This window comes from Amycolatopsis sp., assembly GCF_035276945.1.
Lineage (GTDB): Bacteria > Actinomycetota > Actinomycetes > Mycobacteriales > Pseudonocardiaceae > Amycolatopsis_E.
Window position 1 is genome coordinate 45,636 of record NZ_DATELF010000157.1, and the last position, 8,920, is coordinate 54,555.

At 64.9% G+C, this 8,920-nt stretch carries 8 protein-coding genes; 2 read left to right on the plus strand and 6 right to left on the minus strand.

Annotated features, from left to right (window positions below; translation table 11 throughout):
• Positions 1–227 precede the first annotated feature (227 nt).
• Positions 228–1,331 (plus strand): AMP-binding protein, encoded by a 1,104-nt coding sequence (locus tag VJT49_RS28435; protein ID WP_324168013.1) that lies wholly within the window; start codon positions 228–230, stop codon positions 1,329–1,331.
• A 361-nt stretch (positions 1,332–1,692) separates the two neighbouring features.
• Here the strand turns inward: VJT49_RS28435 and VJT49_RS28440 are convergent, their stop codons facing one another.
• The 6 genes from VJT49_RS28440 to VJT49_RS28465 form a co-directional block, all read right to left on the minus strand.
• The gene (locus VJT49_RS28440) at positions 1,693–2,451 is read right to left on the minus strand and encodes an amino acid ABC transporter permease (protein ID WP_324168014.1); all 759 of its coding nucleotides are present in this window, start codon (positions 2,449–2,451) and stop codon (positions 1,693–1,695) included.
• Positions 2,451–3,125 (minus strand): amino acid ABC transporter permease, encoded by a 675-nt coding sequence (locus VJT49_RS28445; RefSeq protein WP_324168015.1) that lies wholly within the window; start codon positions 3,123–3,125, stop codon positions 2,451–2,453. Before VJT49_RS28445 ends, VJT49_RS28440 begins: the two co-directional genes overlap by 1 nt.
• The gene (locus VJT49_RS28450; RefSeq protein ID WP_324168016.1) at positions 3,122–4,030 is read right to left on the minus strand and encodes a transporter substrate-binding domain-containing protein; all 909 of its coding nucleotides are present in this window, start codon (positions 4,028–4,030) and stop codon (positions 3,122–3,124) included. The genes VJT49_RS28445 and VJT49_RS28450 overlap by 4 nt, the downstream gene beginning before the upstream one ends.
• A gap of 43 nt (positions 4,031–4,073) precedes the next feature.
• On the minus strand, positions 4,074–4,844 hold the full coding sequence (locus VJT49_RS28455) for an amino acid ABC transporter ATP-binding protein (protein WP_324168026.1): 771 nt from the start codon (positions 4,842–4,844) through the stop codon (positions 4,074–4,076).
• Positions 4,845–5,067: 223 nt separating this feature from the next.
• Entirely contained in the window at positions 5,068–6,123 is a 1,056-nt protein-coding gene (locus tag VJT49_RS28460) for an asparaginase domain-containing protein (protein ID WP_324168017.1), read from the minus strand.
• 3 nt (positions 6,124–6,126) lie between these two features.
• Positions 6,127–6,876 carry an IclR family transcriptional regulator gene (locus tag VJT49_RS28465; RefSeq protein WP_324168018.1) on the minus strand — a complete coding sequence of 250 codons (750 nt, stop codon included), beginning with the start codon at positions 6,874–6,876 and terminating at the stop codon, positions 6,127–6,129.
• A 192-nt stretch (positions 6,877–7,068) separates the two neighbouring features.
• Between VJT49_RS28465 and VJT49_RS28470 the strand changes: the two genes are divergently transcribed.
• Positions 7,069–8,328, plus strand: a complete 1,260-nt coding sequence (locus VJT49_RS28470; RefSeq protein WP_324168019.1) for a lyase family protein — start codon at positions 7,069–7,071, stop codon at positions 8,326–8,328.
• The last annotated feature ends 592 nt before the right edge of the window (positions 8,329–8,920 follow it).

The window sequence follows — 8,920 nt, forward strand, 5'->3', positions numbered from 1 at the left end:
CCTCGTGTCGCAACAAGGGCGGTCCCTACCGCGATCCTCTCTGCTGCTGTCGTTCATTTCGTCCGGTCGGCGGCTTGTCGACGTGCGGCCTCCCCAGTAATATTAGGAAAAATTATCAGAATTCTTTCGAAAGAACCATTTCTGGTAAATTTTCGAACTAGGGTTGTCGTATCATTTGCCTGGACGCCATCGACAGTGTGCGCTGTCAAAGCGAAAAGGATCGAAACATGCATTCCGGGACCACTCAGGCGCACCCTGTGGCGCACCCGACAGCTCTGCTCGAGGAATTCGAACGGTATACGGACAGAACGCTGTTCGTGCACGAGGGACAGGAGATCACCTACGGTAAGGCGCGGGCGGAGATATTCCGTCTGGCGCGGGCCCTGGCCGAGTGCGGGCTCCGGCCTGGAGACGGGGTGGCGGGCTTGAACGTCAATACGCCGCGCATGATGTTCGTCCATTTCGCCGCGCAGTTGATCGGCTGCTACTACGTCGGTGTTCCGCTGGCCGCGTCGACCGTGGAACGGGCCCGGATGCTGGCCCATGCCCGGACCAGCGCGCTGGTGTATGAGCCCGCGCTGGACACCGGAGGAATGCGCGAGTTGGCGGAGAAGTCCGGCGTGGACATGGTGCTCTCGCTCGGTTTGAGCACCACGGGGCGTGACCTGATGGAGTTGGCGGCACTGCGATCGGCGGATCCGCTGACCCCGCTGGCACGGAACGAAAACGTTGCCGAGTTGGTGTTCACCGGTGGCAGTTCGGGTGGCAAGCCCAAGGCCGCGACCGACACCTTCGAGCGGATCGGGGCGCTGGCCGAGTACTGGAACATCGCAGCGCGGGAGAACACCCCGGACTACGCCGTCTACAGCACTGGATCGTGCCGGCTGTTGCGGTTCATCGCCCACATCGGGGCTCCGGGGCTGTCCGTGGTGCCGACGATGCTGCACGGCGGGACGATCGTGCTCCAGGAAGGCTTTGACGCGTGCACCGTGCTCAGGACCATCGAGCAGGAGCGGATCACGGCGATGGTGCTGTTCCCGTCGTGTTCGTACCAGTTGCTCGATCATCCCGATCTCGACACAACCGACACCTCCAGTCTGCGGCTGCTCGTCTATCATGGGGCGCCGATCGCGCCTGCCCGGCTGGAGCAGGCGGTGAAGCGGTTCGGCGTCACGGTGATCAGGCCGCCTCGACCTCGATCAGCCCGTACGGTGGCTGGTCAGCTCATCGCGAGAAGCGGACGACGATGTCGTTGTCGGCAGAGGGGGCGGGACATCATCCACGACAAAGATCTGGGCGCTTTCTCCGGGGCCGGCCGGCCAGTCGTGTAGGTGCTTGTAGAAGTCAGCGACGGCGACGCTGTCGGCGAACTCGGCGTCACGGTCGCGGCCTTGGCCGAGGTTCTTCTGCGGGCTGTCGATCATGAGGAAGCCGGGGTGGGCGCTGCCGGTCTCCCACGGAGAGATCAGGGTGCGCCCGCCTGAAGAGGCGTGGATGTAGCTCGAGCCCCGCATGTGCGGGACGAGGTTGTTGTCGACGAAAGCCTGCTCGAGCTTGGGATACCGCCAGGAGGGCCACAGTCGCCGCTTCACCAGCGATGACTATGCGTCGCATGAGCCTGGTCAGCCCGGAGCAGACGGTTGCGGGCGCGGTGATCCTCGCGGCTACCGCTCGTAGCCATGTTCGTGCGGTTCAGCGATTCGCCGGATCGGCGTGAACAGTCGATGCTGGAGCCGGCTCGGCAGCCGGAAGCGAGGAGGACGGCGGGCGCCCTGGGGTTGTGATCCGACGCTCTATCCGCTTCGCGAGCAGAGTGAGTGGGTAACAGATGAGGAAGAAGAGCAACAGGACCGCGGCGAAGATAGGTGTCGCGTGACCGTCACCTTCGGACAGTTGGTAGTACTCCACGGCCTGTCGAGATCGTTGGAGGACCTCTACGACCCCGATGAGCGAGGCCAGCGTGGTGGCCTGGATCAGGTCCACGATCAGGTTCACGACCGGCGGAAGCATTCGTTTGATCGCCTGCGGGAGCACGACCCAGCGCATGACGGATGTCCACCCGAATCCGAGCGCGGAGGCGGCCTCGGACTGGGCTGTCGGGATCGAGCGCACCGCTCCGCGTACGACCTCCATCACGTTTGCGCTGCCCCATAGGGACAAGCCCACCACCGCTGCGGGAAAGGACGCCAACTGGACCCCGAGCGAGGGAGATACAAAGAACACGATGAAGAGGGTTACGAGGACGGGCAGGCCACGGAAGACCTGTAAGTAGGCCGTGAGGATCCCCCGGGCCGGGGTACTCCAGCGTCCGTTCGGCAGGCACAAGAGCACCCCGAGCAGCACACCGCACGCGACGGACACGATCACCGACGTGGCCGCGAGCGCGATCGTGCGCAAGGCGCCGGTGGCGACGAGATCGAGTGTCTCGGTGATCCAGCTGGTGTCGTCCATCAGACTCCTCCTGCCAGGGCGTAGCGTCGGCCGATCAGATGCATGAACGAGCTCAGCAGCAGTACGAGAACGAGGTAGACGACACCGAGGAGCACGTACAGTTCCACGGTCCGGAAAGTGTCCGCCGACAGTTTCTGTACGACGAATGTCAGTTCTGCCAGGCCGATGCCCAGCATCAGTGCCGAGTTCTTCAGAACCGAGATCAGCGTGTTCGTCAGCCCCGGGATGGACAGACGCACACCGATCGGTGCGGTCACGTGGACGAAGGTGCGGAACCGCGAGAAGCCGAGGGCCCGCGCCCCTTCTTGGTAGCGAGGTCCGACCGCATCAAGCCCTGCGCGGAAGTTCTCCACGTTGTACGCACCGCCCCACGCGATCAGGGAAATACAGCCGACCGCGTAGGCACTCAGGGTCAATCCCAGCGGTGGAGCGACGAAGAAGAGGAAGAACACCTGGACGAGTAACGGCGTATTGCGGATGATTTCCACGTACATCCGGATGGCCTGACTGAGGACGGGCACCCGCAGTGTGATCGCGGCGGCGCCGGCCAGACCGACCACGACCGATCCCGCCATTCCGATCAGGCTGATCTGCAACGTCATCAGTAGCCCGGTCCAGAGGACGTCGGCGTACTCGAAGGCCGCGAGGTTGGTGAATGCCGCTGGGGTCATCATGAACAGTCCGACAGGGTGTCTTTGTCGGTGTACACAATGTCGTGCCCGGGGCGCGGCATGTTGCCGGCGAACGCCTCGACCGCCTCCTTGCTGGGCACGACCTGGGTGAAGATACCCCAGAGGCGGTCCTTCTGCTGCAGGTCAGTCAGGACGGCGTCCACCCATTTCTTTGTTGCCGTGTCGCCCTTGCGGATGCCCAGGCCCCACGGTGTCTGCGCCTTGTCCACGCCGACGACCTTGAGGCTGTCGTCCTTCAGGGTCAGTCCCAGCAACAGCGTGCTGTCCTCCGCGAACGCGGCGGCACGGCCGGCCTTCAGGGCCTTCACGGCATCGCTCGTGCCATCGAGCAACAGTTGCTGCGAGTCGGCGTAGCAGTTCGTCAGGAACGTGCTCGACGTGGTGCCCGTCTTGGTGATGACGGGCTTGCCCTTGATGCTGTCCCACCCGGTGATGTCGGAGGTTGTGGGGACGAGGAGCTTCGCGCCGCTGGTGAAGTAGGAAACGGAGTAGTCGATGGTCTTCTCGCGCTCCTTGGTGTAGCCGAGCGTGGAAATGATGAGATCGATCTTGCCTGTCTCGAGGTACGGGATTCGGTTCTGTGGCGTAACGCAGGTGAACTCGACCTTTGAGTCGTCCCCGAACGCGTAAGCCGCAAGGGTGCGCGCGACCTCGGGGTCGTAGCCGGCGTTTTTGCCCTTGACGTCGATGTAACCGAACGGGGGGTAGTCGCAGGCGACGCCGACCTTGATCACATGTTGGTTGGTCAAGGCAGCAGGTACCACGACTCCGACGTCGACCGGACTCGTGGGCTTTCCGCTCGACGTTGCTGTCGACCCGCCGCAGCCGGCGACGGCGATTGACAGAACCAGACACGCGGCAGCGCTGGCAATGCGCGTGATTCTCATTGTTCTTCTTCCTTGTTTGGTGAGTTTTGAGATGCTCGGCCGGTTATGCGAGCACTTTGTTCAGGAACCGACGAGCGCGATCGCTCGTAGGTTCGGTCAGGACCATACGAGGGTCGCCATCCTCGACGATCTCGCCGCCGTCGATGAAGATCACCCGATTCCCGACCTCGCGTGCGAACCCCATTTCGTGGGTGACAGCGAGCATCGTCATGCCGCTGTCGGCCAGTTCGCGCATCACGTCGAGAACCTCACCAACGAGCTCGGGATCGAGCGCCGAGGTGACCTCGTCGAACAGCATGACGTGGGGCTCCATCATCAATGAGCGCGCGATGGCCACACGCTGCTGCTGGCCGCCGGACAGGTGATGCGGCATGCTCCCTTCCTTGCCGGTCAGACCGACTCGGGCCAGGAGTTGTTCCGCGTGGTCCTCGGCGACGCGACGCTCCTTCTTCAGGAGCTTGCGCGACGCAAGGGTGAGATTATCGATCACGCTCAGATGAGGGAAAAGATTGAACTGCTGGAACACCATTCCGACCCGGCGCCGAATCGCATTCAGGTCCGTGGCGGGATCGGTGATGTCCATGCCCTCGATCAGGACCTGACCGGAGGTGGGCCGCTCCAACAGGTTCACGCAACGCAAGAGGGTGCTCTTGCCGCCACCGGACGGCCCGATGACCGCGACAACGTCTCCACGGTTGACCGCCAGGCTCACGCCTCGCAGCACGACGTTGTCTCCGAACTGTTTGTGGACGTCTCTGAGTTCGACCATCACCACGGGGTCGTTCGTCGGCGCGTCGAGTCGGTTGTCGGTCATCTCTTCCTCACCGCTGACTGTGTTGCGGGCCACCTGAATGTGTTTGAACAAGGTAGCGACGACGCGACCTTGTGCCGACCGATGTTGCTTTCAGAGCAACGCGGACTTGGCGAAGATTCCCGTTCAAGAGCAGACTGGACACAGAGTAGTGCGGGCGTTGCAGCAGCAACAACATCATGCGCACCGGCTGTCCGCGACCGGCTCACCTCGGACTCCACTTTCCTCAGCGTGCGGCGAGGTCCACGAACTCGCATCGTCGCCCACGGGTCGTGGGCGAGTCGAACAGATCCCAGACCTCGTCCATGGACGCCCGGTCGGCCCTCACTGCGAGCAGCAGCCCCAGCAGTAGACGCGCCTTGAGGCCGTCCAGAAGTCCGGCCGGCGTCATGCCGATCCTGCGCAGGTCACGCTCAGCGCCGGCACCGCCGTACGTGGAACGCAGGGTTGGTCCGCCGCCGGTCCGCGAGCTGTAGACAACTGGCATCCTCGCCGTGAGGCGTTCCAGCAGCGATGACCATTGCGGCGGCACCGAGCCGCCACCCATCGTCTCCACGACCAACCCGCGATAACCCAAGCCACCCACCACACCCAGCAGCCGCCCGTCGTCTGCCAACGCCGCCGTGACCAAGGCGACCGGAGGCACCACGGTCACGGTGTCGAGGATGAACAGCGGCCGATCGATGACAGAAGCCGAGGTGATGCGGACGGTGTCCTCGTGAACCGACCCGACCGGACCTGACACGAAGGACTCGAACGCCGACAGCGAGCTTGTGTGGCTCTTCCGAACCTGCCACGCCTGGTGGATGTGGCCGTTCAAGGTCACCAGGCAGCCCATGCCGCGCGCCTGATCGTGTGCCGCCACGCGGAGCCCGTCGCGAAGGTTCCCCGGTCCGTCCGCGCCGGGGAGCCCACCGTGGCGCATCGCGCCAACGACAACGACCGGCTCGGCACGACGCCAGAGCAGGTCGAGCATGAACGCCACCTCCTCCAGCGTGTCGGTGCCAGTCGTGACAACGACTCCACACGCCCCCTCGTCCACGACCCGTTCGAGGGATCTGACAACAGCAGCCAGCCGCGGGGCATCGAGGACTGCCGACGCGAGCGGAGGTGCCGAGATCACGTGGGTCCCGGGAAGATCGGTCGCGGAAAGGCGGGCGTCGGCTAGCACGCCGGCCATGAAGGCCGGGTCGTCCGATGGCGTTACGCCGCCGAGCGGGTGCGGCGCGCATGCGATGGTGCCGCCAAGCGTCACCACCGCGACCGTCCTATCGCGCCCCATTGACTAGCCCGTCTGCCTGGTGCCGAGGGATTTCGTGATCGCCGCACTCGCAGACATCAGGAGCTTCGCCGTGCCTTCCACCCGGTCGATCATGCGTGGCGTGGGGCCCGACACGTTGACGACCGCGACGAGATGCCCCTGCACATTGCGCACCGGCACGCTGATCGACGTCAACCCGACCTCGATCTCCTCCGACGCCAGCGCATAGCCCCGCCTGCGCTCAACGCGCAGACGTTCGAGCAGTTCGCCGAGATTGCGCGGAGACTTCGGCGCCGACCGCGGATCGGCGCCGAAGTCGTCTGCGGTCAGCGCCTCGACGATGTCGTCGTCGGCGTCGAACATCAGGGCACGACCCGAGGCCGTGTAGTGCATCGCAGAGCGCCTTCCCACCCATCCGCCGCCCCGGAGCGAGTTCTGCGACTCCTCCCGCATAACGGTCAGTGACCGATTGGCCTCTTGGACCGACAACAGCGCGACCTCGCCAGTGCGCGCGACCAGGGTCTGCAGCATCGGGCGGGCTGCGCGCACCAGAACCTGGTCACCGGCTCCAGCGGCCATTACCCGAACCCTCCAGCCCAACCGGTAACGCCGGGACTCGGGATCCTGCTCGACGACACGGGCCTGGCTCAAGGACTTCAACATCCTGGAAACCTGGCTGCGCTCACGCCCCACGATGCGCGCCAGCTCGCTGACCGAGCGATCAACACTGCCGCCTGCGGCATCCGGCTCGAACGCCAGGAGCAGCTGCGCCACCTTTTCGGCGGTCGATGTCGTCATGCTCCGCTACCTCCGTGCTGTCAACGCAACAGCATCCTAGGTCCAGTTGAGCGAAGCAAGCGCGGTCGAGCACGTCTTGGTGCATCCACAGCAACAGTAATTGCGCCTCGGGGTGGCCGCTGCTTAGCGTCACATCACCACCACCATCCTGCTGAAGGAATCCCCATCATGGCGCAAGACCCTGCCCGGACCGAACCGGAGGAAGTGCTCTACGGCACGCAGACGCGACTGTCGCTGCAGAACTTCGGCTCACCGGGTCGCCGCATCCGTGACATTCCGACGCTGATCCGCAACTACGCTCTGATCAAGAGGGCGGCCGCGGCGGCGAACCGCTCCCTCGGCGTTCTGGACGACACACGCGCCGAGGCGATCATCGCGGCGTGTGAGGAGGTCGCCGAAGGCCGGCACGTGGAGCAGTTCCCCACCGCCCTCGTCCTCGGGGGCGGTGGCACCACGACGAACATGAACATCAACGAGGTCATCGCGGCACGGGCCACCCAGCTCGCGTCAGTCGCGGTCCACCCCAACGACCACGTCAACGCCTCGCAATCGACCAATGACACCATCCCGACGGTCATGGCGTTGACCATCATGGACCTCGCTCGGGCACCCCTCACCGCGTTGCGGAGCTTGGCCGGCACATTGCTGGAGAAGGCGGCCGAGTACGACGAGACTCGCTATCTCGGGCGCACCTGCCTGCAAGACGCAGTCAGCGTCCGCGCGGGTCAGACATTGCGGGCCCAGGCACGGGCCGTCCGCCGGGGAGCCGGGGAATTGGAGACAGCGGTGCACGAGTTGTCGGCGGTGCCGATCGGCGCGACTGTCGTCGGAACGTCTATCGGCGCCCCCGAGGGCTTCACACAGGCCTGCATCGACGAGCTCCGGGCACTGCTCGGCGTGGAGGTGACCGGGGCAGAAGATCTCTTCGACGCCTTGGCACACCTCGACCCGTACGCCTCCGTGGCCGACGCGGCGGGCCGCGCAGCCATTACTGTTGCCAAGATCGCTGCGGACCTGCGCCTACGCTCCTCCGGTCCGCACGGCGGGCTGGCAGAAGTGACCATCCCAGCCTTGCAGGCAGGGTCGTCCATCATGCCCGCCAAGGTCAATCCGGTGGTACCGGAATACGCCATGCAGTTGAGCTACCGAATTCGGGGAGCGGCCTACACCGTCAGCTGCGCCGTCGCCGCGGGAGAGCTCGAACTCAACGTCATGGAACCGATCATCATCGACTCCCTGCTCAACATCTTTGACGACCTTCAGCAAGCCGCCACAGCCATGGCGACCCTCTGCGTCAACGGGCTGAAATGGAACGGCCCGCGCCGAGAGGAGAACCTCGCCCACGCGTTTGACGGCTGGGTCGAGCTCGCCGGCCAAGTCGGCTACGAGGCCGCGTCACACAGCGCCAAACAGGCTCTTCGAACCTGACCGGGCACAGCGGGGTTTCGCATGCCTACCTATGCCTCGCACCGCACGGGCGCGAATTCGCAATGCGGTTCGGCGCGGATGAGACGACGCTTGCCAACTGGCCGTTGATCGTGGACGGTTTGCTGGTCACAGCGACCGTGGAACTGTCGACGACGGCGCACGGCCAGCGTTGTGGTCGGGGTTGTTCTCTCGTTGCGCGCGAACGTCGTGGCAGCTCCCGAGCTGAGCTTTCGCGGTCGCCGCGTGCCCGCCACTGGCGACGCCGCCGGGGGATCGTCGACCGGATCTCGACGAAGTACACCGGCGGCCTCTACCCCGGGCGGCGAGCAGCGGGTCGTCGCGTTCATCGAGCCCGACCCGCAAAGCATTAGGCCGAGACACCTTGACCCACGACGCCGCGAGCGTCCACTCGACGTAGGTAGCGATGTAGTGGGCGCACAGCCTGGTCCGGAACTCGGCGAAATCCCGCTCGGCCGGGCTCCGGCGACCTCGACGGAGCGCGCATGGCGATAGAGGGTGGGTACGCGACCACCACTGGCACAGACACGGGGGACGTGCTGTAGCCAGTAACGGGGTAACGATCCGATCACCG